We start from the raw sequence: 23,945 nt of genomic DNA on the forward strand, positions 1-23,945 counted from the left end.
TGTGAGAATCGACGGCATGCCACGACGCGGTGAACCCCTCCGAAAGCTCGGATTCCTGACCATCGGCCGCTTCGACGGCGACGATCCCCGCCCCGGCCATCTCGAAACCCTGCGGATGATCGAGCTGGCCGAGGAACTCGGCTTCGACAGCGTGTGGGTGCGCAACCGCCATCTCCAGTACGGCATCTCCTCGCCGGTGGCCGTGCTGGCCGCTGCCGCGGTGCGTACCAGCCGCATCGAGCTGGGCACAGCGGTGATCCCGCTCGGCCTGGAGAACCCGCTTCGGCTGGCCGAGGACCTGGCGACCGTCGACATCCTCAGCGCGGGCCGGCTCAATCCGGGTGTCTCCGTGGGCGTACCGATGCGCTACGACGACGTCAAGACCGCCCTGTACCCCGAAACACATGCGCTGGAGAACTTCTCGAAGGATCGGGTGGCGCGGCTCCTGGACAACCTGCGCGGTGAGCCGGTCAGCGACTTCGAGGGGACCGTCGGGATCGAGACGTTCTCCCGCCGTGTACAGCCGCATTCGCCCGGACTGGCCGACCGGGTCTGGTACGGAGGCGGGCTGAGCTCCGCGGTCTGGGCGGGTCGGCAGGGGATCAACTACCTGACCTCGTCGGTGGTGACCGTCGAGGGGACGCGGTCGCGGGACTTCGCGACCGTCCAGGCCGAACACATCGACGCCTACCGCGCCAGTCACGTCGATCCCGACCGAGCGCGGGTGTCTCAGGGGCTGGTGGTGATCCCCACCGACTCGGCGACCCCGGATCAGGTACGGAAGTACCGGGCGTACGCCGAGAGCCGATCGGAACGCACGCGCACCCCGCAGGGGCCCCGCGGCCTGCTGTTCTCGCCCGACTACGTCGGTCCGTCCGCCGAACTCGCCGAAACGCTCTACGAGCACGCGGGATTCCAGCGCGCCACCGAGGTGGCCTTCGCGTTGCCGTTCTCCTTCGACGAACCGGACTATCTGCATATCGTGGGTGATCTCGCCGAACGGCTCGGGCCTGCGCTCGGTTGGACACCGGCCGGGGCACAGACTGCGGATTCGTAGCGGAAGTGCGTGCCATGTGGCGTCTTTCGTTACACCGTCCCGGTGGTCGTCGCGGATCCGACCGGTTGACGCAGGAGGGTGCGGAGCTTGTCCGGCGCGACCCGACGGAAGTCGCTGAAGTAGATCTCGTGGTGCCGGCCGCGCATACGCAGGCCGCTGTCCGGGATGAATCGATCGTGCATCTCGGCCAGCACCGGGCCCTCGTCGTCGAAGGAACCGTGGTGAAGCGTCTGTACGCACAGGCCCTCGTCCAGGGAGGCGATGCGGAGGTCGTCGAGCCGCGGCGGCGACTTCTTCGTGCCCGCCTGCACGACCGCGGCGTCGAGCATGCCAGCGTCGATCCAGTCGGGGACCATCAGCATGAGAGTCCAATTCCAGCGGCCTTTGTCGCGAGACCCGGTGAACGCGCTCATGTCCTCCGCCCACCAGAGACCCTCGAGCGGCGGCACGACGTAGTCGCGGCCGAGTTCGCGGCTGCTCGCGAACTTCAGCGCATAGGCGACCGGGTACAGCGTCTCGATCGTCGCGGCGAACTGCGGCGTGGTGTTCGGGTCGCCCGACCCGTCGATCATGAGGTAGCGCATCACGGGTATTTCGAGAACACGTATCCGGCCGCGGCGGGCCTTGTACGCGTCGAGCGTCTTCTTGAAGTCGACCTTCTCGGGCACGTCGACGACCTTATCCGGGAACACGCCGCCGCTCGTAGGTTCGGAGGGCGAGGGCATACGACGCCCCGCCGATGACGACGCTCCACACGAGTGCCGCGGCAACGCTCCCCACCGGGACCAGGGCGTCGGTGAGGGTTCCGCGCAGCACCTCGATGACGGGGGTGAACGGCTGGTACTCGGCGAACTGCCGAAGTCCGGCGGGCAGGGACTCGGCCGGCACGAACCCCGTGCTGAGAAACGGCAGGATCGTGAGGAACATCGGTGTGTTGCTTGCGGTCTCGACGCTCTTGGCCGCCAGCCCGAGATAGACCGACAGCCAGATCAGCGCGATCGAGAACACGGTGGTCACGCCGAGCGCGCCCAGCCAGTCGAGCAGTCCCGCCGACGGACGGAAACCGATCGCGATGGCGACGGTCAGGACCACGACGATGCTGAACAGCGCCTGCAGAAGGCTGGCGAGCACGTGGCCGGTGAGGACCGCCGAGCGGGCGATGTCCATGGTGCGAAAGCGGTTGATGATCCCCGATGTCATGTCCATCGCGACGACGATCGCGGTGCCCTGGACCGCCGAGGCGACGGTGACCAGCACGATCCCGGGCACCACGTAGTCGAGGTAGGCGGTCCGACCGGTGTCGCCGGACTGGGTGGTCATCCCGGCGCCGAGCTGACCGCCGAACACATAGACGAACAGGAGCAGGAAGACGACCGGAATCCCGACCAGCATCACGGTGAGGACGGGGAACTTGATGAGCCGCCGAACGTTGCGGCGGACCATGACCCGCGCGTCCGACACCGTGTGCGCCAGGGCCGTCATGACGTTCCGCCGAACTCATCGGGGTCGGTGATCGCGGGAGAGGGGTTGCCCGTGAGGGCGAAGAACACGTCGTCGAGGGTCGGGGCATGGACTCCGACGTCGGCGACCCGGATCCCGGCGGCGTCGAGTCGGTTCAGCGTGTTCCGGACAGTGGCGACGGTGTCGTCGGTCGCGATGTCGAGGCGACGTGCTTCGAGAACAGGACGCGCATCCGGCAGGAGCGAGGCCGCCGCGTCGAACGAGTCGCGGTCGGGGAAGGTCAGGCGCACCTCGGAATCGTGGACCCGGCTCTTCAACTCGGCGGCGGTGCCCTCGGCCACGATGTGCCCATGGTCCAGGACGGCGATCCGGTCGGCGAGCCGGTCGGCCTCCTCGAGGTACTGGGTGGTGAGGAAGATGGTGACACCGTCGGCGGCCAGGCGAGAGATGGTGTCCCACAGCATTCGTCGGCTTCTGGGGTCGAGTCCCGTGGTCGGCTCGTCGAGGAAGATGACCCGCGGGATCGACACGAGCGTCATCGCGAGGTCGAGCCGGCGCCGCATTCCGCCCGAATACGTCGACACCGGCCGGTCTGCGGCGTCGACGAGGTCGAACTGCTCGATCAACTCCTGCGCACGTGCGCGTCCACCGCGTCGGCCCAGCCGGCGCAGGTCGGCCATGAGAACGAGATTGTCTCGTCCGCTGAACAACTCGTCGACCGCGACCGACTGACCGGTGACGCCGATGATCGCCCGGACCTCGCGCGCCCGTGCGACCGTGTCGTATCCGCCGACGGTCACCGTCCCCGAGTCGGCGGGGAACAGGGTCGACGCGATGCCGACGGTCGTGGTCTTGCCGGACCCGTTCGGCCCCAACAGGGCGGTCACGCTTCCCGCGGGTACGTGCAGGTCGATGCCGTCGAGAACACGATGCTCACCATAGGTTTTCGTGAGCGCGCTGATCTCGATGTCGGCGGCGGTGGTCAACCGATCGGGCCCGTCGCGCCGCGGGGGTCGATCATCGATCCTGTGCGTCGAGCCGCGCCGCGACGTCGGCGGGGAACCCGCCGGTGGCGATCGGACCCCAACTGGTCGGGGTGATGCGGATCAGCGACTTGCCCTGGGTCCGCATGGCGGCGCGGTATTCGTCCCAGTCCGGATGTTCTCCGGAGATGCTGCGAAAATAGTCGACCAGCGCGTCTTCGGCCTCGGGCATGTCGAGGACCTCGGCATCGCCGTCGACCTGGACCCAGGCACCGTTGAACTCGTCGGACAGGACCACGACCCCGGCGACGGGGGTGCGGCGGAGGTTCGCGGCCTTGGCGCGTCCGGGGTAGGTCGAGATGACGATCCGCCCCTGCTCGTCGACGCCGCCGGTGACCGGCGACATCTGCGGACTGCCATTGGATCGGACGGTGCTGAGGATCATGTGGTGACGCGGCCGGATGAACTCGAGCAGTCCGGCACGGTCGACACCATCGGCTTTCGCGACTGTTCTGGCCATGCGCCGACCTTACGCCCGGACGGGGTGATTCAGGGCAGTGCGGCGATGAGCGCGGACTGCACCGCGGAGACCGGGGGCGTGGACTTGCCGTCGACGGTGACGGCGTCGTCGGTGTTGATCACGATGATGATGGTCGTGTCCGAGTCGTACTCGTGGAACAGCGAGGTGTTGTATCCGGGGAAATCGCCGTCGTGGCCCCACCATCCGTCGCGGTTGCCGATTCCGATGCCGTATCCCGAGGTGGCGGTGTTGGGCGGTGGCGAGGTGAGGATCGAATCCCGTCGCAGCTGCTGGGTGGCCGGATCGAGCACCCCGCGTCCGGTGAACAGCGCCTCGCCCCAGGTCTGCAGGTCGTCGATCGTCGAGATGACGGCGCCCGCGGTGGAGGCGAACGAGGGGTTCCAGCGCGTGGAGTTCACCGTCTGCCCGTCGGGCTGACCCTGGTCGGTCAGTCCGTCCAGGTGCGGATCGGGGATCTCGACCGACCCGCCGGGCCAGGAGGATTCGTCCATCCCCAGGGGTGTGAAGATCCCGTCGGTGAAGACCTCGCCGATGGGCTTCGCGAGCACCTTCTCGATCACTTGTCCGAGCAGGACGTAGTTGGTGTTGGAGTACTCCCAGCCCTGCCCCGGTGGGAAGCTCGGCGGCAGCGCCTTCGCGGTGTCGACCAGTTCGGCGGGCGTCCAGACGGTTTCGGGGTCGGCGAAGAACTTCCGGTCGAAGGCCTCGGACGCGGTGTACGACGGGATGCCGCTGGTCATGTCGGCGACCTGCCGTAACGTCGCGGAGCCGTTGGGTGCGCCCGCGACGTACTTGTCGATCGGATCGTCGAGGGAGACCCGACCCTCCTGCACGAGTTGCAACAGGAGTGTCGCGGTCATCGTCTTGGTGAGAGAACCGATACGCGTGTGGTCTCCGGACTCGATGGGTTCGTCCCCGCCTGCCGCCCGCACACCGGATGTTCCCGTCCAGGTTCCGGCCGGCGAGATGACCCGGGCGATGACCCCGGGGAAGTCGCCGGCGGCCCGCGTGTCGTCGATCGCCTTCTGAAACGCCGCCGCGGCGTCGGCGGGCACCGATGTCGGCTGCCCCGTGACCGATGCCGTCGACGATCCCGCACCCGAAGCCGTCTCCGCTGGCGAGCACGCGACCAGGCCGAGTGCGGCTGCCGCGCCGAGCGTCGTCATGCGGAGGAGGAGCGTGGCGCGCACAGGCTTTCGGCTCATCCGCTCACTGTATCGGCAGACCGGCGCGACGAGGCGGTTTGCCGCGAAAGCCGAGTGGCCATGGGGGAGCTCAGATACGGTGTGCCAGCACCGGCGGGACCGGGTAGATGTCGACCGCCGTGGCGAGCTTGGCCGAGACCGCTCGGTCGCGCGCGATCGCGTCGAAGCCGTGACCGTTCGGCCGGTCCGGGACGGTCGTACCGGAATCGACGACGGTCCAGTCGGAGCCGGCATCGATCAGAGACCGGTGCTTGGTGGAGTAGTACCCCGGCATCGCCACGACCGCGACCCCGGGATCGCCCGCGGCCGCGGCCATCAGGTGCGGATGGAACCGAGTGCTGATCCACGTGCTGCGGTGCCCGGCGGGCAACCCGCCGAGCCAGACATCGCGGAAGTTGAGAATGGTCGCCCCGTCCAGGCGCGAGCCGAGCAGGAACGGGACCTCGTTGTCGTGTCCGGGGATTCCCTCGACGACGGTCACCGCCGAACCGGGCACGTCCCACGCGTCGAGCGTCGTACGCACGAAATCGGCCAGCGCCTCGACGCCGGTCGATCGCGGCCCGGCGAATCTCTCGGTGAGATCGGATTGCAGGCAGAGCACGACGCCGTGCTCGGCCGGCGGATCGGTCTCTCGGTACAGCGGAGGCCGGGGCCGGGGCCGGTGCAGAGCCAGCCACGCGTCGTCGCCGGAATGCCGTGCGCCGCCGATGTCGGCGATCTCGTCGTACGACGCGGTGTCACGCACGTCCACGATGTCGAACGCGGCAAAGGCCTCGGTCAGCGCCGCCCAGGCCCGGCCCTGCAGTGTGGGCACGAGTCCTTGACCGGTCGCGGCGAGTCGGGCGCCCGATGACCGAGCCACTGCGGCCGCGGCGACGAACAGCGAGACATGGTGCGGCCATACGGTGTTGAGGTAACCGCCACCGAGTAGATGAATGGAAGTCGCCGAGTGCAGCAGATCGATGCCCGCGGTCAGACGCGGCGCCAGGCCGGCGTCGATGACGGCAGAAGCGACCCAACTCCACGGCGACTGCGATTCGGCCTCCGCCGCGTAGGTGGTCATCTGCCACAGGGTGTCGACGACGAGCAGGTCGGGGTGGGCATCGCGCAACAGCGTCGTAGCCGTGCCGGGGCTGTGGCAGTCGAGCACGACCGTGGCGTTGGGCCGCACCCGTGCCAGGTGCCGCAGCCACGTCCTGGCGATGAGTTCGTCGCCGTAGTTGGGATGACCGGCCGGCGCCACCAGATAGATGACCTCGTCAGCCCCCATCTCGCGGGCGAGACGGGAATCGGCGGTGCGGTGCCGGACCGCGGTGCCGATCCGATCGGCCAGGATGCCCGCGGTCCGGAACAGCGGGCGGGCGGTCGCCGGTCGTCTGGTCACGGTCCCCAAGGTTACGGCGTGCGCGCGAACCCGGTGCCGCCCGCACGGTGGTCGGGCAGGTGGTCTGCGAGAGCTACCGGAACGTGCCCTCGAGGTAGGCGAGCGCGCCCTTGGTGTCGGTGACGGGTCCGCGGTATCCGACGTAGCCGTCGGGGCGGATGACGAACACCGTCGAACCGTCGGGGAGGTAGCCGTCGGCGAACCGGCCGTCGGTGTCGCGCAGCAGCGGCAACTCGGTGCTGCCGACCTGCGCCGTCGGTGCCGCGACCACGTGGATGTCGATGTGGCCGTGGGCGTTCGCGGAGACCTCGTCGGCGAGCGACTCGAGAACGGCGACATCGCCGGTACCGGCGGCGGCGTCCGCATAGAGGATGAGGGAGTGGTCGACGCCACCCAGCACGTCGAACAGACGAAGCGCGTGGTTGACCGACTCGCGACTGAGGCCCGCGGCGTCCGGTGCGCGTTCACCTGCCCGCGGCGCGGCGGGGGCCGACGGAACCGTCGACCCCGCGACGGCGGGACTGTCGGCGTAGCAGATCAGCAACTGCGCCTCGCGCCGCATGACGAAGTCGATGTCGGTGGAATCGGTACCGATGCCCTCGCGGGCGTCCCGGACGGTGCGGCCCACGACCTCTTCGCCGACGGGCCGGCGCTCGAGGTCGTAGCTGTCGAGGAGTGCTGCGGAGGCGTCCCCGGCCACGGCGAGCGCGAGCTTCCACGCGAGGTTGTGTGCGTCCTGCACTCCGGTGTTCATGCCCTGCGCACCCGTCGGCGGATGAATGTGTGCGGCATCGCCGGCGACGAACACGCGTCCGCGGCCGTAGGAGTCGACGATGCGATGACTGATCCGGAACACCGAGGACCATCGCAGGTCCGAGACCGTCGCAGGTTCCGGTGCGAGTCGATCGACCACGGCCTGGATGTGGGACAACTCCGGTGCACGGGTTCCCTCGAACCCGTGCGCCACACCGTCTCCGCCGGTGGTGGGCGCGACGGCCAGCTCGTCGGGGACCAGCATCGACATCCGGTAGCGGCCACGGCCGGGCAGCGGGATGCACACCAGCTGGTCGTCGGTGGTGCCGTCCGCGGTCTGATGCATCGACCGGATGGCGTATCCGCGCGGCATCGACCAGTCCACCACGACGTCACCGAGCATGTACTGCTCGGTGAAGGCAGCACCCTCGAAGGTCAGCCCCAATCCCTTGCGCACCACACTGTGCGCACCGTCGGCGCCGATCAGATAATCCGCTCGGACGGTGGTCTCGGCGTCCGGACCCGTGAGGGTGACGGTCACCCCGTCGGCGTCCTGCTCGAACGCCGATACCGCTGAGCCCCGGTCGATCTCGGTGCCCAGATCGGAAAGGCGCTCGCGCAGGATGCGTTCGGTGGCGTACTGGGGGAGCAGGTGGAAACGGTAGGGGACATCGGGCGGTGTCGTGAGATCGACTCGCGAGACCTGGTTGCCGTTGACGTAGACGAGCTGACCACGCATCTCCAGGCCCGCGTCGAGCACCGATCCCACGATGCCCATGCTCTCGAACACCTCGAGGGTGCGGGGTTGGATGCCCACGGCCTTGGCGTACTGCGGGGGCTCGAGAAGCGGGTCGACGACACGTACTCGCACTCCGCGTCTGCGCAGTTCGACTGCAGCGGTCAAGCCGATGGGTCCGGCACCGGCGATCAGGACATCGACTTCGGTCATGGATTCCTCCCGTTGTCGGCACTCGCCGACGCTGTGAGGATTATCGACCGACCGGACGCCGACGTGGTGCGAGATCGGAGAAATCGGACGCCCGAACAGTCCTCGTCACAGCGGCGGACTACCTCGGGATGGCCCCGGGACCGATTGCCCGGGCGCCCAGTCGCGCGACCCTGGCTCGCAACTCGCGGTCGGCGGTGACCACGATCCGGTCCCGGTGCGGGTCCGCCTCGGCGACGACGTCGACGATCGTGTCGTCGCCCACGGCGGATGCGTCGACGACCCGGACGTGTTCGCTCGCCTCGACACCGCGGGCCCGTCCCTCGACGACGAGCACCACCTCGAGCGGTCCCGGCAGTCCCTCGAGTCCGCCGGCCGCGACGGACTCGAGTCGCGAACGCAACCTCTCGGCGGCTCCGCGACGGTCGCGCCACCACCCGTCGGGCACCGATCCGACGACGTTGGCGCCGTCCACGATCAGCAGGGGTGGGTGTGCCGCGCGGGGGGATCGGTCACCGGACGGGTCGGACATGGAACCATCAGCCCACACCCGCGCGTCGAGGGCAAGCGCGTTCCGGTTGCGACCGTCAGATGTCGCCGTGACAGAAGCGGTTCGCGGGGTCCAGGACAGCCTTGATCGCGTCGAGCCGTTGCCGGTGGTCGGCGCTGAACGCCTGGGCGGCGCGGGCCACCCGTTCGGTACCCGAGGTGAAGTTCGGATAGGCGGCGCCGGTGACGTACGGTGCCAGCTCGGTGCGGGTCACCCGCAGCGTCGACTCGACCGCCAGAGCGATGTGGGGGTCGGGCACCGCAGCAACCAGTTCGAGAAGGAATCGTCCCGCCCGGCCCCGGTCATTGGGTGCTTGCCGCGCCCCGCGCGCGATCGCCCCACCCGCGTGGCGGATCTCGCCGCACACGATGAGCGGCGCGGATGCGGGGGCCGGCCGGACCCGGCCGGCGACGATGTCGATGGCGGCGTCCGGGAGATCGTCGAACCACTCGGTGGTGACCATCACCGGCATCGGATCGGTCGGGTCCATGCTGACGGCGTCGATCGCGGCGAACGGCAGCACATCCCACGCGTCGACGATCGGCGCGCGCCACGCACGCCACTCGTCGAGGACCGCGCGACCGGCGTCGAGATCCCCGGACCAGCATCCGCGCACGACCGCGAAGCTCCGGCCGCGCAACGGTGCCGGGACGTCGTCGGTGGGTGGCAGGTTGACGATCGCGACGGCGGACGTCAGCTCGTCGGACTGCGCAGGTGCCCAGTCCCGGAAGCGGCGGATGATCTCCTCGGCGTCGGCGACCGGGTAGAACAGGTTGCCCGCGTACACGGTCGACACGTCGACGAGCCCGATCTCCATGGACGTCACGATTCCGAAGCCGCCTGCGCCGGCACCCTTCAGCGCCCAGAAGATGTCCGGGTGGCTGGTGTCGGTGACCCGGATCGGTGTGCCGTCCGGGGTGACCAGGTCGACCGAGCGCACGGTGTCCGACGCGAGACCGAAGCGTCGGCCGAGCCAGCCGAAACCGCCGCCCAGCGTGTAACCGACCGCGCCGACACCGCTCGCCGAACCCATCAGCGGCGCCAATCCGAACGGGGCGGCGGCGTCGACAACGGTCCGCCACGTGGCGCCGCCGCCCACGCGCGCGGTCCGGGTGATCGGGTCGACGCTCACCGAGGACAGTCGGGAGGTGTTGATCAGCAACCCGCCGTCGGCGACCCGCCCGGTGCCGTGGCCGGTGGCCTGCACCGCGACGCGCAGGTCCTCCTCGGTGGCGAACCGGACGGCTTCCACGACGTCGAAGTGATTGGCGGGAACGGCGATCACGGCGGGCCGATGCACGTCGAGCCGGTTGAATCCGGACCGTGCGTCGAGGTAGCCCGCGTCGCCGGGACCGTAGACGTCGCCGGCGATCCGGTCGCGGAGTTGCGCGAGCACCGAGGTGCGGGTGCGGACGGTCAGTCGCTCGGTGTGCTCGGGCGAGGAGGCGGGGGTTGCGGTCATCGGCAGGTCCTCGGTTGCGGCCGGAACGGTCCGGCGGGTTCGACGGTCTCCGGGCGGAGCCGGATTCCCGACCAGGGTCGCCGAGGGTCCTTGACAGCGACTTGAGACGGACTTGGTGCGCCTCAGGCGGGCGAGGTGAGTCCCCAGGTCGTCGACAGTGCGTCGATCCTGCGGACCAGCCCCGCCGCCTCCTGCGCGAGTGCGGTGTCGCGCGCGGCGGACAGGGTCGCGGCCACCACCGAGGCCGGACGACCGTTGGCGTACTCGTAGCGTGCGCGGACGACGAGGCGGTGGGCGTCGGCGTACCGTTCGCCGGTCCGGTCGGCGACGTCGGCGGCCCGATCGAGGAGTGTCGCGGCGTCGGTGAGCTTGCCGGCGACCACGAGCACCTCGGCTTGCAGACCCAGCCAGTAACTCTCACCGGTACGCGGATGGTCCTCCATGGCGGGGTCCTCGGTCCCCAGCCGGTCGATGTGTTCGAGGGCGTCGTCGAGGTCGCCGGTCATGGCCCGCGCCCACCAGTACATGCGTTCGCCGCCGCGGCGGAGGTAGGCGAGCGCGGCGGCGCCGTCGGAGGTGATGGCCGGGCCGGCTTCCAGAACCCACTCCGCGTCACCGAGCATGGACGCCGCCCCGACCGCGAAGATCGCCATGCCGAGCTGCGACCGCGGATCCGGGTGCGCGTCGGTCATCGTCGCGAACACCGCTCGGCCGGCAGCGCTGCCGAGATGCACGGTCGCCGCCCAGGCGCGAAAGCCGCGGGCCATCGCGAGCTGGTCGTCGCGGAGGCCCTCGACATCCACGTCGATCGGCGCGTAGGTCTCCAGGATGCGATGCGCCGCACCGAAGTTCCCCCGGTGGAACTCGTCGATGGCCGCGGCGTGCATGCCCAGGTGGGTGACGACCGGGTCGTCGGACCGTTCGGCGCGGCGACGCAGATCGAGCGCGAGGCGGTGGCCGGTGTGCGTGTCCGCGATCTGGATGTGGGCCGCGCAGCGTGCGTAGTCGAGTGTCGCGAGCAGGCGCGTGTCGCCCAGAGTGGACGCGAGCGTCCGGGCACGGTCCTGGAGATCGGGGTCGGCGGCGAAGTAGCCGTGCGCCGCGACCTCGCCGGCCAGCTGTGTGGTGATCGCGACGAGCTCCGCCTGCTGGTCGCCGGTCGCCCGGGCCAGCGTCGCCGCATCTCCGAGATGCCGGCGCGCACCGTCGAAGTCGTAGGTGCGCAAGGCGATGTCGCCTGCGGTGAGAAGGGCGGTGGTGGTGCGTTTCCGGTCGGCCAGCGGACCGGCGGACCACAGATGCCGGGCGACCCTGGTCACCGCGTGGGGTGAGGAGTTGCCGGCGAGCGCATCCGCGATCGCGAGATGCAGTCGCCGGGCGCGCATCGCGGCGATACCGTCGGCGATCGCCTCCCGGATGATGTCGTGGCTGAACCCGAAACCGAACGGGTCGTCGGGTCCGAGATCGATGACGCCCGCCTCGCCCGCGGGTTCGAGCAGGTCGAGCGCCTCGTCCACCGGCCGACTCGCGGCGGCCGCCACCAGGACGAGGTCCACGCGGGTGCCGATGAGAGACGCCAGTTCGAGGAGTTCCGTCGTCTCCGATGACAAACCGACCAACCGCTGGCGGATGACGTCGCGGACACCGGAGGGGACCGCGCTGCCCGCGATGGACCCGCGATCGGCCAGGATGCGGGCGAGTTCCCGGACGAAGAACGCGTTGCCCCCGGTACGTCGCTCGATCGAGGCGACGGTGGCGACTTCCGGCCACTGGCGGGTCTCGCGCCGGATGAGTTCGGAGATGTCGTCGCCGTCGAGCGGGCCGACGCGGAGGCGCCGGTGCTCCGGAAGCCGGGCGAGCGTGGCCAGCGTGCCGGCGACGACCGGTCGGGTGGACGGCGCGCGCAGCGACGCGAAGAAGGTCACCCCGGCGGTCCGGCGCGCAGCCATGTGTGCGAACAGTTCCAGCGATGCACCATCGGCCCACTGCAGGTCGTCGAGCACGATGATGAGCTTCGACGTCGCGGCCACGCCGTCGAGGAGATCGGCTGCCTGGTCGTAGAACTGGAATCGTGCGGCGGCGTCGGGCATCTGCCGCGGCGGCGGGATCACGTTGACGCCCTCGGTCACCATCCGGCCGAGCGAGCTGTCGAGGAGTCGCTCCCGGTCGGCCGGATCGAGCCGGGGCAGCACGGCACCGAGGATCTGGACCCACGGCCACATCGACGGGGCCGCCGGGTCGTCGACACAACGGCCCCACAGCACTCGGAGATCGGCGGCACCCGCGGCACGGCGGCCGGCTTCGTCGATCAGCGCGGTCTTGCCCGCGCCCGGCTCACCCTCGACCACGACGACGCCGCCGTGCCCCGACATCGAGGCGAGCACCGCTCGATGCAATGCGGCCAGTTCCTCGGTTCGACCCACGATCGACGGAGCCTCGTCGGGTTCGGGGTCGCGGACGTCAAGGTCGTGAGCGGGGCCCGCCGGGGTCGTCAGGCCGTGTTCGGCGACGTCCGACACGGTCGTCGTGATGTCCCGACGGGCGGCGGTGGGGAGATCGAGGTGCGGGGCGTGGTCGAGGATGTCGCTTTCGAGGGTCCGCAACCGAGGCCCGGGGTCGACGCCGATCTCGTCGGCCAGGACCCGGCGGGCGGTCGCGATCGCGCCGAGCGCGTCGGATTGGCGACCGAGACGGTAGAGCGCGGTCGCGAACAGGACCCACAGTCCCTCGTCGAGAGGTGAACGCTCGACCTCGCTCTCGAGTTCGGTGACGAGCAGGCGGTGGTCGCCGTCGGCCATCCGTGCCTCGAACGACAACTCCCGGGCGGCCTGCAGCATGCGGTCGAGTTGGTCGGCGGCCTCGTCCCGGAAGGCCAGGCCCTCGAACTCCGGCAGCAGCGGGCGATAGTCGTCGAGCACCTGTGCCAGCAGCGGGGCGGCCGCCGCGGCCTCGCCCTGCTGCATCAGAGCGCGCGCGGCGACGACGCGGGTCGTCAACCGGCGCACGTCGACCTGCTCGCCGGTCACGGGGAGGCTGTATCCGGTGCCGTGGGTGAGGAGGACCGTGGAGGGAGTCCGTGGCCTGCGGTGTGGTTCGAGGACCTTGCGCAGACCCGAGATGTAGGACTGGAGTGACACGTCCGCGCGCTCCGGTGGCGAATCGCCCCAGATGCCCTCGATCAGACTGTCGGCACGCACCGGCGCGCCCTCGGCAAGGATCAGCTGGGCGAGCGTCGCCCGCTGCTTGCGCGTGCCGAGTTCGACGGCATCGGAACCGATCTGGGCGCCGAGACCGCCCATGATCGTGTACGAGAGTTCGGGCATCAGCGTGAGTCTAGGTGCTGCCGGCGACCTTCCGGGCGAGTAGTGACGAACGTGCCCGGCGATCCGGCCCCTGATCGCTCGGGAGATGTCGGCGGTCGGGAGTAGCTTGACAGCCATGACTCTCGCACTGGGCATGATCACCGTCGACGCGCTTGCACCGGCGCCGCTGGCGACGTGGTGGGCCGACCAGCTCGGCGGCCGCATCGTCGAGGACAACGACGGGTACTTCGTCGTCGTCGCGGTCGGGGAGGGCGCGCCGCTGTTCGCGTTCCAGAAGGTCGAGGACCCCACACCCGGGAAGAACCGCATCCACCTCGACCTGACGACCGACGATCTCGAGTCGGAGGTGGACCGACTCGTGGCCGCCGGCGCGACCCGGATCGCCGATCGTGAGATGCCCGGGTTCGCGTGGGTGACGCTCGCCGATCCCGACGGCAACCAGTTCTGTGTGTCGGCCAGGCACGACGCGGAGGCGGCATCCTGACACGTCGCAGAGTCCGCCGGGCGTACGCCGGACGGCGCTGATGGGTTTCACCCGAGCCGAACTGCTCGCCTTCCAGGACCGCACCGTCGACGACCTCGTGGGTGCGGACTGCAAGCTGCTGTTCGTCGGGATCAACCCGGGGCTGTGGACGGCGGCCACCGGAGCGCATTTCGCCCGCCCGGGCAATCGGTTCTACCCCGCGCTCGCCCGGGCCGGCATCGTCGACCACGTGATCGACGCCTCCCGGGGGATGTCCGACGCCGATCGGACCCTGCTGCTCGACCGCGGCGTGGGAATCACCAACGTGGTGTCGCGGGCCACCGCGACCGCCGCCGAACTGACCGTCGACGAGTTCCGCGACGGCGGACGCCGCCTGCGTGAGCGGGTCCGCGTGATCGCCCCCCGCGTCGTCGCGGTCGCCGGTATCACCGCCTATCGCAGTGCGTTCGGCCACCGCGACGCGGTGGCGGGACGGCAGGACGAGACGTGGGACGGCGCGCAGTTGTGGGTGGTCCCGAACCCGAGCGGACTGAACGCCCACGAGACGGTGGACACCCTGGCCGCCGCCTACCGACGGGCCGCGGTCGCCGCCGGGGTCGTCGACGACCTCAGAAGTCCTCCGAGCTGACGACCCGGCGCCGCACCGACAGCAGTTCCACCTCGGGATGACCCGCCGCCGACCGCTCGACCGCGTCGAGCACGTCGACGACATGTCCGCGGTCGGCGGCCACCGCACTGACCCCGATGACGGTCCGACGATGCACGTCCAGGTGACCGACTTCGGCGGCCGAGACCGTGTACCGCTTACGGAGATCGGCGACGATCGGCCGTACCACCGACCGCTTCTGCTTGAGCGAGTGCACATCGCCGAGCAGATAGTCGAACTCGCAGAACCCGATCCACATCAGTGATCGGTGCGGATCAGCGTCGCCACGTGGTCGGGTACGTACTTGGACAACGAACGCGGTGGGCGGTGATAGTTGCCCGACTCGATCGGATGCTTGGGGAGGGTCACCTTGGGACGCGGGACCTCCGTGTAGTCGATGGTCGACAACAGGTGCGAGATCATGTTCAGCCGCGCATGCTTCTTCACATCGGATTCGACGACGTACCATGGACTCAGGGCGGTGTCGGTGTGGACCATCATCTCGTCCTTGGCGCGCGAGTACTCCTCCCACCGGTACACCGACTCGAGATCCATCGGACTCAATTTCCATTGCCGCACAGGGTCGTTCATACGGGACCGGAACCGCTTGAGTTGCTCGTCGTCGGATACCGAGAACCAGTACTTGCGCAGCAGGATGCCGTCGTCGATAAGCATCTGCTCGAAGATCGGCGTCTGCCGCAGGAACCGTGAGTGCTCCTCGGGCGTGCAGAAGCCCATCACCTTCTCGACGCCCGCCCGGTTGTACCAGGACCGGTCGAACAGCACGATCTCCCCGGGAGCCGGCAGGTGCGCGACATACCGCTGGTAATACCACTGCCCGCGTTCACGATCCGTCGGGGCGGGCAATGCGGCGACCCGCGCGATCCGTGGGCTGAGGTACTCGGTGATCCGTTTGATCGTTCCGCCCTTGCCCGCGGCGTCGCGCCCCTCGAAGATCACCACGACGCGAGTGCCGCTCTCGCGGACCCACTCCTGGAGCTTCACGAGCTCGGTCTGCAACCGGAACAGTTCCGCCTCGTAGACCTCGTTCCCGACCTTGGGCTGCTTCGCCTTGTCCTTCTTCGACATGAGCAGAAACACTACGGGGTGCGGACGGCCTCGCGCTCGGATTGCAGTTCGGCGACCGACGCGTCGATGCGGGCCCGGGAGAAGTCGTTGATCTCGAGACCCTCCACGATCTGCCACCGGCCGTCGACCGAACGCACCGGGAACGAGCAGACGAGTCCCTCGGGGATTCCGTAGACGCCGGGCGACGGCAACGCCACCGACGTCCAGTCGTCCGGACGGGTGCCGAGAACCCAGTCGTGGACGTGGTCGATCGCGGCGTTCGCCGCCGAAGCGGCCGACGACGATCCACGGGCCTCGATGATCGCGGTGCCGCGCCGGGCGACGGTGGGGATGAAGTCGTCGACCAGCCAGTCACGGTCGGCGGCGATGTCCGAGCCGCTCCGATGGCCGACCCGAGCATGGAAGATGTCCGGGTACTGAGTCGCGGAGTGGTTGCCCCACACGGTGACCCGGCTGATCTCGGCGACGCCGGCGCCGGTGCGTCGGGCGAGCTGCGCGATCGCGCGGTTGTGATCCAGACGGGTCAGGGCCGTGAACCGTTCGGCCGGTACCTCGGGGGCGTGGGCGGCGGCCACCGCGGCGTTCGTGTTGGCGGGGTTGCCCACGACGATCACCCGGATGTCATCCGCGGCAACCTCATTGATCACCGAGCCCTGGGCGGCGAAGATGTCGGAGTTGGCGGCCAGCAGATCGGCGCGCTCCATGCCCTTGGTGCGCGGTCGGGCCCCGATGAGCAGTCCGAAACTCGCGCCGTCGAACGCCTTGCGCGGATCATCGAGGACGTCCACCGACGTCAGGAGGGGAAAGGCCCCGTCGTCGAGTTCCATGGCGGTGCCCACCGCACCGGAGATCGCCTGCGGCAACTCCAGGAGCCGCAGTGCGACCGGCTGGTCGTGACCGAGCATCGCGCCGGCGGCGATGCGGAACACACTCGCGTATCCGATGCTGCCGGCCGCGCCCGTCACGGTCACCGTCACGGGCATCCGTCGGGTCACGCGGGCTTCTCCGTGAGGAGGACCTGCGCAGCGGGCCCGACGAGGACGAGGGCGTGGCCCACCGAATACCAGGTGAGCGGTTCCTTCGTGAACTCGGTGACCCAGGCGTCGGCGTCGGCGCGCGGGCCGGGGCAGGCCATCATCGTCGAGGCGAGGGAGCCCAGGCGCAGCAGCGAGTTGTCGACGCGGAGGTCGCCGATGTGCCGGTTGCAGCCGGCCGACAGGGCGATCCGATTCGCGGCGGGGAAACTGACCTCCAGCGGCCCGCCACCGGGGATCTGCTCTCCGGTCACCGCCGTCGAGGTGTAGGTCTTGCCGACGAAGCCGGGGACCGGGGGAGCGGCGGATGCGGAGCCGGTGCCGACGATCGTCGTACCGAGGGCGACGATCACCGCGCTGAGCAGCAGCGCCATGCGTAAGCTGATGCGGTGTTCGCGGGCTGGGTGACGGTCGTGTGCGGATCGACGTCCCGATACGGGTTGACGTCTCTGCGCCGGTTGACGGCGTTCGCCGGAACTCACGTGCACAACGGTAGCCGACCGGACAGGGGTATGGATATGACGAATGTGGGTGCTCCATGGTCCCGGTGACCTGCCGGACCGAGTTCCTGACCGGTCGCCACCATCGTTCGGCGACCGCCGCCTGGCTCCTCATGGTCGCCGGCATGGTCGCGCTCGTGGCGCTCAACGTCGCCGGCGTCGACGGCCTGGTCACCTCGGCGGTGGTCGGCGGGGCGCTCGTGGCGTCGCTGCTCGGCGCGGCCTACGGGCGACTCGGCGAACGAGGTGCTGTCCTGCTGACCGTCGACGAGGACGCGGTCTACTTCGGCAACGAGGACCGCACGCTCGTCAGCTATCCGCTCGATTCGCTGGTCACGGTCGCGGTGGGCGGGCCGGCCGATGCCACCTCGGACATGACGGGCGAACGCGCCCGGCACCTGACGGTGCTCGGTCAGAAGTACCTCAAGCTGACCTTCGCGACACAGGACGGAAAGCCGGTCGCCGCCGAGGCGACCCGACGTGACCGCGAGAACGGCGCCGACTCCGCATCGGAGACGGACTTCTGGCGGGTGGCAGTGGTCGAGGGGGACCCCGCGGTGGCGGAGATCCTGGCCCGCCTTCGGCGGCACGCTCCCGAACGGGTCGCCACCAAGAAGAAGGCTGCGACGCCGTCCGGGCCGAAACCGGGCACCGAGGCGAGTGGTGCGGCGGACGACCCGGTCGACCTGACGCGGCCGCCGTCGCGCGGTCCACGGATCGCCGACGCGGGGTCCGACGAAGCGGCGCAACGGTTGTGGGAGGAAGCGGCGCGTCGCCACGACGAGGTCCTCGGCGCCTACGGCACCTATGAACTCGATCCCGCCATGCTGCTGCGGTACCCGGCCGTCACCGACGTGACCGTCGACCAGACACAGACCTTCCATCTCGCTCTCGACGAGGCGATGACCCTGCGCACCGACGAGTACCCGGGGAACCGCTCGCGCGCGGACGCCTATCAGCAATCGGTCGCCCGGCTGCGGCGGGCCTGGATCGCCTGTGAGAAGAACGGCCGGCGGGTGGGCGCGAGCTACCTGGAGCAGAACGATCAGGACGACCTCGATCGCGCGCTCAAGCTGTACAACCACGCAGCCGCCAGCAGTACGCCCGCCGAACAGGCGACCTACTACGGTCGCGTCCGCGACATCGTCAGCACCATGACCGATCGCGGGGTGCTCCACCCACCCGAGGCGGCGGTCGCCGAGCTGCAGGCGGTCACGAGAAGGGCGCTCGAAGCGGGTACGCCGAAGGTGTGAGGGCGTGAGGACAGCACACCGTCAGTAATGACCCTGCTTGATGAACCGCCCGTCAGGTGCATACAGACCCTCGGCAGTTTCCGAGTTCGCGATGTCGATTCGGATGGCGAACGGAATGTCATCGAAGAATGGCGGGTCGGACATCTCGATGGTGACGGCGTCGCGGTCGTAGTCGGGGATCGAGCCGCGTTCCATCGCGTCTCTGCGCACCGCGTCGAACAGTTCAGGTGAGATCGCGTCGAACGCGAAACCGGCGGGACGGTTCCGGCCCGGCTGATTCGTGACCTCCGGGAAGTGACCCGGCACAACAACGACTTTGCCGCTGCGGTTCGGCAAGGTGTAGTCGACCAACACGCCACCGCTGTTCTGAATGGCGCTGGCGTCGATTCCACCTGTGTTGTGAGCGGTCCCACGGATCACGAACTCCTCGATGACGGGCGCGTCCAGGGGGACGCGTGCCGCGACCAGCTCTCTCCGAGCCACTTCGAAGGACCTGTCAAAGTCCGCGGGGTCGAAGAACTCGGCGACCGATCCGTCGGGTCGAGCCTGGATCTCGACGTCGCGAATCGTCTCGTCGTGACTGTCGATGTCACCGTCGAGGATGACGGGGCCGCCGGGGACCGGACGCGAGATCGTCATCGAGGTGAGGACCGAGTCCGGTGCGACGGGTATCACTTCGTCGTGCATCGACACTGCAATGGCTCGCAGATTTGCCGGATCGATGGCGGCCGCGTCGAAAGTCTTGTTCGCACGATCCGAGTTGGGTACCACCGAGCGATTCGAGTAGTTGTCCGAGATGTTGATGATCGTCGCGCGGCCGGTGGCTGGATCGAAGATGCGGGCGCTGTCAGACGAAGAGTCCAACTGGTAGTTCAGTTGCAGCACGTTACGCAGGCCCTGAGGGCCCGCGTACTCGATGATTGCATCCATCATTCGGCGGTGCCGGTCGGCGAGGCTCGTTTCGATTTCTTCGGTGGACGGCCCGTCGTCGGAGTCGACCGCCGAGTCGAAGCCGGACAGCGAGGGCCCCTCCACGTGCCACCCGCCGGCGACGCCGAACAGCAGTGCGCCGGCCACGAACAGGGTCACCGCCGGGTACGCGAGCGCCCAGCGCCCGGGCTGATCGTCGAACTCGGGGGTGTCGGTCTGATCCCGCGGCGGAAGTGCGTCCGGCGGCAGGGCCGTGAACGGGGTGTCGGTCAGCGACTGGAAGTTGCCCTTGGTCATCGAGGTGATCCAGCGGGCCCGATACGCGGTGTCGTCCGGCGGGTTGATGGTCGCGGTGACCATCGTCGGCTGCACGTCGTCGGCCGTGAGGCTGCTGCGTGTGAGTGCCTCCACCTCGACCTGCGGGGCGTCGGGTGAGGTGGCTCGCCTGAATTCCGGCAGCTCCGACACCCGCGATGCGCGAGGACTGATCGCGATACCGGCGAACACCAGCGGGATGCCGAAGAACAGCGCCACCCACCAGTCGTTGAACGCACCGAGGCCCACACCCACCGCGATCAGTGAGCCGGCGACCACCGCCCGGACGAGGCGGCGTCGAACCCTGTTCCGGCGAGTCCTGGTCATGGGCCGTCCTTAGTCCTCGAGCCGAATCGGTGGACTGATCATAATGTCGGCGTCCTCGGTCGACCAGCGGCCGCGTACCGTTGTTGCTGACCTGGCCGCCGAGAGTGGGCGGGTCGCGACGCAAACCGGGAACGATCAGGAGAAATGTTTCGGTGGGAAAGCTGAGCAACAGCATGTGGCGACTTCTGGGCGCCCAGTCGACTCGCAATCAGTCGAAGTCGTTGGGAGTGATCAAGGACGCCGAAGCCCACACCGACTGGGCCGCCGACCTCGCCGACGACGCGTTCGGCGCGGAGGCCGAGAAACTCGACATCACCGAGAAGCCGGCCGACCGCGCGAAGTTCCTCGCCCTGGTCCGGGAGGCCGCCGACCGCGCCCTCGACCTGCGACCCTTCGACGTCCAGTTGCAGGGTGCCCTGCGCCTTCTCGAGGGCGACATCGTCGAGATGGCCACCGGTGAGGGCAAGACGCTCGCCGGCGCGATCGCCGCGATCGGTCATGTGCTGCAGGGACATCAGGTCCACGTGATCTCGGTCAACGACTACCTGGCGACCCGCGACGCGGAGTGGATGAAGCCGCTCTTCGAGGTCTTCGGCATCACCGTGCACGCGGTGTCGGAGAACTCCGACCGGGAGGAACGTCGCCGCGCGTACGACGCCGACGTCACCTACGGGTCGGTCAACGAGATCGGCTTCGACGTCCTGCGAGATCAGCTCGCGCTGTCCGAATCGGACCTCGTGTCGCCCACACCCGACGTCGCGATCATCGACGAGGCGGACTCGGTTCTGGTCGACGAGGCGCTGGTGCCGCTGGTCCTCGCCGGGTCGACCGAGACCGAGGTGCCCGACGAGGCGATCCACGACGTCGTGTCGCGGATGAAGAACAAGCACTACGAGGTCGACGCGGAGGGTCGCAACGTCACCCTCACCGACGAGGGTGCGGCGTTCGTCGAGGAAGAACTGGGCGGTATCAACCTCTACAGCGAGGAGCACGTCGGCACGACCCTCGTGCACGTCAGCATCGCGATGCACGCGCACTACCTCCTCGAGCGCGACATCCACTACATCGTGCGCGACGGCGGGGTGCACCTCATCAACGCCTCACGCGGCCGGGTCGCACAGCTGCAGCGCTGGCCCGACGGCGTGCAGGCCGCGGTCGAGCTCAAGGAGGGTCTCACCCAAACCGATTCGGGCGAGGTCATCGACACCATCACCGTCCAGGCGCTCGTCGGCCGCTACCCGAAGGTGTGCGGCATGACCGGCACCGCGCTCGCCGCGGGCGAGCAGTTCCGGCAGTTCTACGAACTGCGCGTCTCCCAGATCCCGCCGAACACCCCCAACGTCCGGACCGACCTGCCCGACCGGGTCTACGACACCAAGGCCAACAAGGTCGAGGCGATCGTGGCCTACGTCAAGGAGATCCACGAGACCGGACAGCCGGTCCTCATCGGCACCCACGACGTGGCCGAGTCCGAAGAACTCGCGTACTTCCTCGACAAGGCGGGGGTGCCGTCGGTCGTGCTGAACGCGAAGAACGACGCGGAAGAGGCCAAGATCATCGCCGAGGCCGGTGCGCGGGGGGCCGTGACCGTGTCGACCCAGATGGCCGGCCGCGGCACCGACATCCGCCCGGGCGGCTCCAAGGACGATGCGGACGCCCACGACGAGGTCATCGAACTCGGCGGGCTGTGCGTGGTCGGAACGGGCCGGCACGACACCGAGCGACTCGACAGCCAGCTGCGCGGTCGCGCCGGCCGTCAGGGTGATCCGGGTACGTCGGTGTTCTTCTCGAGTCTCGAGGACCCGGTCGTCACCAAGAACCTCGCGTTCAAACGAGACCCGGTGTCGCCCAACGAAGACGGTTCGATGGGCAGCAAGGGCATCGATCTCATCGAGCAGGCCCAGCGGATCGCCGAGGGCGTGATGCTCGAACTCCACGCGAACACCTGGCGCTACAACAAGCTGGTCAACCAGCAGCGCGACATCATCGTCGAACGCCGGATGCAGATCCTCACCACCGACGTCGCACTCGACGAGCTCGCGGATCTGGAACCGGAACGCTATGCGCAGCTGACCGGCGAGACGACGACCGACACGGCCGACAGCGACAAGTCCGACAGCGACAAGTCCGACGCCGACCCCGGCACGACGGAGCCCGACACGACCGAGCCCGACCCGACGAAGGCCGACCCGACGATGGCCGGCACCGCCCGGGCGGTGTCACCGGTCTCCCGGGAGGTGCTGTCGCAGGTCGCTCGCGAGATCGTGCTCTACCATCTGGACCGCGCCTGGGCCGACCATCTCGCGTTCGTCTCCGACGTGCGCGCGAGCATCCACCTGCGGTCGCTGGGCAAGGAGAGCCCGCTCGACGAGTTCCATCGGCTGATCCTCGCCGAGTTCGCCGACCTCCCCGGCGCGGCGCTCACGAAGGCGCGTGAGACGTTCCGGGAGGCCGACATCACCCCCGACGGCGTCGACCTCGGCTCCGCCGATCTGCACCGCTCGACGACCACGTGGACCTACATGGTCCACGACAATCTGTTCTCCTCGGGCGGAGCGAAAACACTGCAGGGCATCATCGGGATCTTCCGGTGACCGAGCCGGAGGCGGCGACCACGCCGGCTCCGGACCGGATCGTCACGGTCCCGAACGCGCTGAGTGTGCTTCGGCTCGCACTCATCCCGGTGTTCGTGTGGCTGCTGCTCGTCGAGAAGGCGGACGGGTGGGCCTTCGCCGTGCTGATGTTCTCCGGCTTCTCCGACTGGGCCGACGGGAAGATCGCGCGTCTGCTCGATCAGTCGTCGCGGATCGGCGCGCTGCTGGATCCGGCCGCCGACCGGCTCTACATCGTGATCATCCCGATCGCGTTCGGCATCCGGGAGTTCTTGCCGTGGTGGCTGATCGGTGTGATCATCGCGCGGGACGTCCTGCTGTTCGCGTCGGCGCCGCTGTTGCGGTCGCGCGGGGTGCTGGCGCTCCCGGTGCTCTACATCGGCAAGGCCGGGACGTTCGCGCTCATGAGTGCCTTCCCGTGGCTTCTTGCCGGACAACTCGATTCGATCGTGGGAACCATCGCTTACCCGATCGGTTGGGCTTTCATGATCTGGGGTGTCGGACTGTATCTGTGGTCCTTCGTCCTGTACTGGTATCAGACGATCCTGGTGGTGCGGCGCATGCCGCCGCGTCACCCGGCAGGCGCCTCGGCAGACAGCAGGGTCTGACCGAGAACGAAAGGGGTTCGCGTGACCGACAGCAAAGTGCCAGAGACCTTGCGCTACACCGCGGAGCACGAGTGGATCGAGCGACTCGGGCCGACCACGGTGCGCGTCGGGATCACCGACTACGCGCAGGACGCCCTCGGCGACGTGGTGTTCGTGCAGTTGCCGGAGAGCGGCGCCGAGGTGACGGTCGGGGAGTCGTTCGCCGAGGTCGAGTCGACCAAGAGCGTGTCGGACATCTTCGGTCCCCTCGCGGGCACGGTGTCGGCGGTCAACGACGCGCTCGACGCATCGCCGGAACTGGTCAACTCCGACCCGTACGGGGAGGGCTGGCTGGTCGAGATCGAAGCCGCCGACGAGGCGATCCTCGACGAACACCTGGGTGAGGTACTCGACGCCGCGGGGTACCGCGCCGTCATCGAGGGGTGAGTTCCCGGCGGCCGCGAGCGGCCGGTGACCCGATCGACCCGGCTGACGGCTCTCGG

Annotated in this window: 22 protein-coding genes; 7 read left to right on the forward strand and 15 right to left on the reverse strand. The window is 69.0% G+C overall.

Annotated elements, in window-relative coordinates; genetic code table 11:
- Positions 1-16: 16 nt before the first annotated feature.
- Positions 17-1,057, forward strand: a complete 1,041-nt coding sequence (locus AB4Z55_RS13565; protein ID WP_369519879.1) for an LLM class flavin-dependent oxidoreductase — start codon at positions 17-19, stop codon at positions 1,055-1,057.
- A gap of 29 nt (positions 1,058-1,086) precedes the next feature.
- Here the strand turns inward: AB4Z55_RS13565 and AB4Z55_RS13570 are convergent, their stop codons facing one another.
- The 10 genes from AB4Z55_RS13570 to AB4Z55_RS13615 all read right to left on the reverse strand — a co-directional run bounded on the left by AB4Z55_RS13570 (position 1,087) and on the right by AB4Z55_RS13615 (position 13,665).
- On the reverse strand, positions 1,087-1,725 hold the full coding sequence (locus tag AB4Z55_RS13570; RefSeq protein WP_239399286.1) for a GyrI-like domain-containing protein: 639 nt from the start codon (positions 1,723-1,725) through the stop codon (positions 1,087-1,089).
- 10 nt (positions 1,726-1,735) lie between these two features.
- Entirely contained in the window at positions 1,736-2,539 is an 804-nt protein-coding gene (locus AB4Z55_RS13575; RefSeq protein ID WP_369519880.1) for an ABC transporter permease, read from the reverse strand.
- Positions 2,536-3,504, reverse strand: coding sequence for an ATP-binding cassette domain-containing protein (locus AB4Z55_RS13580; protein WP_369519881.1), 969 nt, complete (start codon positions 3,502-3,504; stop codon positions 2,536-2,538). The genes AB4Z55_RS13575 and AB4Z55_RS13580 overlap by 4 nt, the downstream gene beginning before the upstream one ends.
- Before the next feature lie 31 nt (positions 3,505-3,535).
- Positions 3,536-4,021: a PPOX class F420-dependent oxidoreductase gene (locus AB4Z55_RS13585; protein WP_064570092.1), complete on the reverse strand. Its 486-nt coding sequence runs from the start codon at positions 4,019-4,021 to the stop codon at positions 3,536-3,538.
- Positions 4,022-4,050: 29 nt separating this feature from the next.
- On the reverse strand, positions 4,051-5,247 hold the full coding sequence (locus tag AB4Z55_RS13590) for a serine hydrolase (RefSeq protein WP_239399159.1): 1,197 nt from the start codon (positions 5,245-5,247) through the stop codon (positions 4,051-4,053).
- 70 nt (positions 5,248-5,317) lie between these two features.
- A complete protein-coding gene (locus AB4Z55_RS13595; RefSeq protein WP_239399157.1) occupies positions 5,318-6,631 on the reverse strand; it encodes a polysaccharide pyruvyl transferase family protein in 1,314 nt (437 codons plus the stop codon).
- A gap of 73 nt (positions 6,632-6,704) precedes the next feature.
- A complete protein-coding gene (locus AB4Z55_RS13600; protein WP_369519882.1) occupies positions 6,705-8,333 on the reverse strand; it encodes an FAD-dependent monooxygenase in 1,629 nt (542 codons plus the stop codon).
- A 118-nt stretch (positions 8,334-8,451) separates the two neighbouring features.
- The gene (locus AB4Z55_RS13605; protein WP_101821422.1) at positions 8,452-8,862 is read right to left on the reverse strand and encodes a hypothetical protein; all 411 of its coding nucleotides are present in this window, start codon (positions 8,860-8,862) and stop codon (positions 8,452-8,454) included.
- A gap of 55 nt (positions 8,863-8,917) precedes the next feature.
- Positions 8,918-10,342 (reverse strand): FAD-binding oxidoreductase, encoded by a 1,425-nt coding sequence (locus AB4Z55_RS13610; protein WP_369519883.1) that lies wholly within the window; start codon positions 10,340-10,342, stop codon positions 8,918-8,920.
- A 122-nt stretch (positions 10,343-10,464) separates the two neighbouring features.
- The gene (locus AB4Z55_RS13615) at positions 10,465-13,665 is read right to left on the reverse strand and encodes an AAA family ATPase (RefSeq protein WP_369519884.1); all 3,201 of its coding nucleotides are present in this window, start codon (positions 13,663-13,665) and stop codon (positions 10,465-10,467) included.
- Positions 13,666-13,780: 115 nt separating this feature from the next.
- Between AB4Z55_RS13615 and AB4Z55_RS13620 the strand changes: the two genes are divergently transcribed.
- Together AB4Z55_RS13620 and AB4Z55_RS13625 are read left to right on the forward strand one after the other, a co-directional pair.
- Positions 13,781-14,149 (forward strand): VOC family protein, encoded by a 369-nt coding sequence (locus AB4Z55_RS13620; RefSeq protein WP_369519885.1) that lies wholly within the window; start codon positions 13,781-13,783, stop codon positions 14,147-14,149.
- A 40-nt stretch (positions 14,150-14,189) separates the two neighbouring features.
- Entirely contained in the window at positions 14,190-14,777 is a 588-nt protein-coding gene (locus AB4Z55_RS13625; protein WP_369519886.1) for a mismatch-specific DNA-glycosylase, read from the forward strand.
- Here the strand turns inward: AB4Z55_RS13625 and AB4Z55_RS13630 are convergent.
- The 4 genes from AB4Z55_RS13630 to AB4Z55_RS13645 are packed head-to-tail and all read right to left on the reverse strand — an operon-like array spanning position 14,758 to position 17,292.
- Positions 14,758-15,054, reverse strand: a complete 297-nt coding sequence (locus AB4Z55_RS13630; protein WP_004022174.1) for a DUF503 domain-containing protein — start codon at positions 15,052-15,054, stop codon at positions 14,758-14,760. The two genes, AB4Z55_RS13625 and AB4Z55_RS13630, sit on opposite strands and share 20 nt — an antisense overlap.
- The gene (gene ppk2, locus AB4Z55_RS13635) at positions 15,054-15,884 is read right to left on the reverse strand and encodes a polyphosphate kinase 2 (protein ID WP_239399146.1); all 831 of its coding nucleotides are present in this window, start codon (positions 15,882-15,884) and stop codon (positions 15,054-15,056) included. The genes AB4Z55_RS13630 and ppk2 overlap by 1 nt, the downstream gene beginning before the upstream one ends.
- Positions 15,885-15,895: 11 nt before the next feature.
- Positions 15,896-16,879, reverse strand: coding sequence for a malate dehydrogenase (locus AB4Z55_RS13640; protein WP_064570098.1), 984 nt, complete (start codon positions 16,877-16,879; stop codon positions 15,896-15,898).
- Positions 16,876-17,292: an META domain-containing protein gene (locus tag AB4Z55_RS13645; RefSeq protein WP_004022171.1), complete on the reverse strand. Its 417-nt coding sequence runs from the start codon at positions 17,290-17,292 to the stop codon at positions 16,876-16,878. Before AB4Z55_RS13645 ends, AB4Z55_RS13640 begins: the two co-directional genes overlap by 4 nt.
- 164 nt (positions 17,293-17,456) lie before the next feature.
- On the opposite strand from AB4Z55_RS13645, the gene AB4Z55_RS13650 reads away from it, so the two are divergent.
- The gene (locus AB4Z55_RS13650) at positions 17,457-18,671 is read left to right on the forward strand and encodes a hypothetical protein (protein ID WP_369519887.1); all 1,215 of its coding nucleotides are present in this window, start codon (positions 17,457-17,459) and stop codon (positions 18,669-18,671) included.
- Positions 18,672-18,692: 21 nt separating this feature from the next.
- On the opposite strand, the gene AB4Z55_RS13655 is transcribed toward AB4Z55_RS13650, so the two are convergent.
- On the reverse strand, positions 18,693-20,243 hold the full coding sequence (locus AB4Z55_RS13655) for a hypothetical protein (protein ID WP_369519888.1): 1,551 nt from the start codon (positions 20,241-20,243) through the stop codon (positions 18,693-18,695).
- Positions 20,244-20,395: 152 nt separating this feature from the next.
- Between AB4Z55_RS13655 and secA2 the strand changes: the two genes are divergently transcribed.
- From secA2 to gcvH, 3 genes are read left to right on the forward strand one after another with little or no spacing between them, the layout of a single operon-like run.
- Entirely contained in the window at positions 20,396-22,837 is a 2,442-nt protein-coding gene (gene secA2 / locus AB4Z55_RS13660) for an accessory Sec system translocase SecA2 (protein ID WP_369519889.1), read from the forward strand.
- Positions 22,834-23,463, forward strand: coding sequence for a CDP-alcohol phosphatidyltransferase family protein (locus AB4Z55_RS13665; protein ID WP_239399135.1), 630 nt, complete (start codon positions 22,834-22,836; stop codon positions 23,461-23,463). The genes secA2 and AB4Z55_RS13665 overlap by 4 nt, the downstream gene beginning before the upstream one ends.
- Before the next feature lie 21 nt (positions 23,464-23,484).
- On the forward strand, positions 23,485-23,889 hold the full coding sequence (gene gcvH / locus AB4Z55_RS13670) for a glycine cleavage system protein GcvH (RefSeq protein WP_004022166.1): 405 nt from the start codon (positions 23,485-23,487) through the stop codon (positions 23,887-23,889).
- Positions 23,890-23,945: the final 56 nt, after the last annotated feature.

Source organism: Gordonia sp. ABKF26, assembly GCF_041103195.1.
Lineage (GTDB): Bacteria > Actinomycetota > Actinomycetes > Mycobacteriales > Mycobacteriaceae > Gordonia > Gordonia terrae.

Coding starts and splice junctions, on each gene's coding strand:
- AB4Z55_RS13605 (WP_101821422.1), bottom strand. CDS start 8,862: ATGTCCGACCCGTCCGGTGACCGATCCCCCCGCGCGGCACACCCACCC.
- AB4Z55_RS13590 (WP_239399159.1), bottom strand. CDS start 5,247: ATGAGCCGAAAGCCTGTGCGCGCCACGCTCCTCCTCCGCATGACGACG.
- AB4Z55_RS13655 (WP_369519888.1), bottom strand. CDS start 20,243: ATGACCAGGACTCGCCGGAACAGGGTTCGACGCCGCCTCGTCCGGGCG.
- AB4Z55_RS13600 (WP_369519882.1), bottom strand. CDS start 8,333: ATGACCGAAGTCGATGTCCTGATCGCCGGTGCCGGACCCATCGGCTTG.
- AB4Z55_RS13645 (WP_004022171.1), bottom strand. CDS start 17,292: ATGGCGCTGCTGCTCAGCGCGGTGATCGTCGCCCTCGGTACGACGATC.
- AB4Z55_RS13615 (WP_369519884.1), bottom strand. CDS start 13,665: ATGCCCGAACTCTCGTACACGATCATGGGCGGTCTCGGCGCCCAGATC.
- AB4Z55_RS13585 (WP_064570092.1), bottom strand. CDS start 4,021: ATGGCCAGAACAGTCGCGAAAGCCGATGGTGTCGACCGTGCCGGACTG.
- AB4Z55_RS13610 (WP_369519883.1), bottom strand. CDS start 10,342: ATGACCGCAACCCCCGCCTCCTCGCCCGAGCACACCGAGCGACTGACC.
- AB4Z55_RS13650 (WP_369519887.1), top strand. CDS start 17,457: ATGGTCCCGGTGACCTGCCGGACCGAGTTCCTGACCGGTCGCCACCAT.
- AB4Z55_RS13630 (WP_004022174.1), bottom strand. CDS start 15,054: ATGTGGATCGGGTTCTGCGAGTTCGACTATCTGCTCGGCGATGTGCAC.
- AB4Z55_RS13565 (WP_369519879.1), top strand. CDS start 17: ATGCCACGACGCGGTGAACCCCTCCGAAAGCTCGGATTCCTGACCATC.
- ppk2 (WP_239399146.1), bottom strand. CDS start 15,884: ATGTCGAAGAAGGACAAGGCGAAGCAGCCCAAGGTCGGGAACGAGGTC.
- AB4Z55_RS13620 (WP_369519885.1), top strand. CDS start 13,781: ATGACTCTCGCACTGGGCATGATCACCGTCGACGCGCTTGCACCGGCG.
- AB4Z55_RS13625 (WP_369519886.1), top strand. CDS start 14,190: ATGGGTTTCACCCGAGCCGAACTGCTCGCCTTCCAGGACCGCACCGTC.
- AB4Z55_RS13575 (WP_369519880.1), bottom strand. CDS start 2,539: ATGACGGCCCTGGCGCACACGGTGTCGGACGCGCGGGTCATGGTCCGC.